At 46.8% G+C, this 1,699-nt stretch carries 1 protein-coding gene and 1 pseudogene; both read left to right on the forward strand.

Annotation, left to right across the window (positions count from 1 at the left end):
* Nucleotides 1-1,059, forward strand: a pseudogene (locus ACP45E_RS22145) (carboxylesterase family protein); the annotation flags it as partial.
* A gap of 73 nt (nucleotides 1,060-1,132) precedes the next feature.
* The coding region (locus ACP45E_RS22150; RefSeq protein ID WP_241824378.1) for a phospholipase D-like domain-containing protein at nucleotides 1,133-1,699 on the forward strand (567 nt) is incomplete at its 3' end.

The following is a 1,699-nucleotide window of genomic DNA, read 5'->3' on the forward strand; positions in this document are numbered from 1 at the left end:
AGCCCGACACGAGACAACAGCCCTTTAGCCACGTTGATGCCTTTTGCGCCGTACATTGAGCACCGCCCACCAGCGTTGCTAGTGGAAGAAGTACCAGGCCATCACTTTACTGAACAAGCTATTGAGAGTGAGTGGATAGTACCGACTGTGATTGGCTCAAACAGCGCAGAAAGCAACACGCTGGGCATGCTGCCGAGCCTGACGTTTTTGATCCCAACTATCCTTGAAATGTTGAGCCAAGAAGCGTCAGACATCATCGAAAGTGGCGACGAAACCTTAATCGTCGAATACATGGGAGAGTGGCTAGAGTCGGAAACGAATGTGAGCCGCTTGCGCACGGAATATCGGGCTTTACTTAACGACTCTGCGTCGATTGATCTTGACCTGTCTGACTTGTTAGAGCGACTGCCGAGTAGCGCTTATGAAGCGATGACCAAATTGTTCTTTGGTTTAGGGAACTCTGATTCGACAGCTGAGTTACTCGCTTTGGCTGACTTCTTCCCTAACGATGAAAACGAACTGGATGTTGCAGCCAAAAACATGCAGCAATTCAAAACCGCATTGCATGATTTGCTCTTCACGGGTCCAAATCGTTATAAGGTCTCACGTGAAGAAGCAACAGGCGCGACACCAAGCTTCTACTACTTTGACTACAAGCCAGGCTTCAATGTTTGGACTTATGACACCACAGGTGAAAACGGCGATTTAGACGTGGGTGACTTGCTCAACAGCATCAGCTGTATTGTGGGCGCCTGCGATGCCTCTGAATTACCATTTGTGTTTAATAAAGCATTAAAGCTTGACGGCTCGAGTGTTCGACCAGGTAGCAAAGACAAAGCAATGATGAACGAACTCTCTCGCATGTGGTTTAGTGAGCGTTTATTTGAGGACTTTCAATACAACACCTCGACCGATCGAGTATTGCTGATCGATAACGATGGCGGTATTCAATCTACACAAGACTGGGACAATGCCAATCACTCAGGCATCGATCCAAAACTTCGCCAAGGCCGTCTCAACGGTCTCGAGGAACTCGGACTGATTCTCAGCCACATGTAACTTGATATCTAAAAGCCAGTTCGCTGGCTTTTTTCATCTGTATTTCTTTGAACTTAATTAGGAAGGTTTACTCATGTTTCCTAACGCCCTTCGTGCTCTGCTGATCTTTACCTTCAGCGCGCTATTAGTCGGCTGTGCCCAGCCTTACCCTGAAGTTGAACCGGATTTTGAAGCTAATTGGCAAACTACTCCGCATCAAGCCGATGTTTACTTAATTCCTAGCGCCCCAGAAGCCTTTGCTCGTCGCGTAGAACTGGTAAGAAATGCTCAGCAAAGCATCGATATGACTTACTTTTCTTGGGAGAGTGACACGCTTGGTTTGATGTTATTAAGTGAACTCAAACAAGCAGCAGATCGAGGCGTGCAAGTTCGACTCACTCTCGATGATTTATTAGTGTTTAACGAGAAATGGCTTGCTGATCTCAGTGCTCACGACAACATTCAAATCCGTTTATTCAATCCGTTTGATTCACGTAGATCAGGTTGGATTGGTCGCGCCGTCAACTTCTCTACTCATCAACAACGTTTGGACAATCGTCTACACGAGAAGTATTTCAACGTCGACCATCAATGGATGATTCTAGGTGGACGCAACATTGGCAACGACTATTTTGGTTACAGCCGAGATCGGAAGAGCGGT

Origin of the sequence: Vibrio genomosp. F10 str. 9ZD137 (assembly GCF_049974785.1) — a bacterium.
Classification (GTDB): domain Bacteria; phylum Pseudomonadota; class Gammaproteobacteria; order Enterobacterales; family Vibrionaceae; genus Vibrio.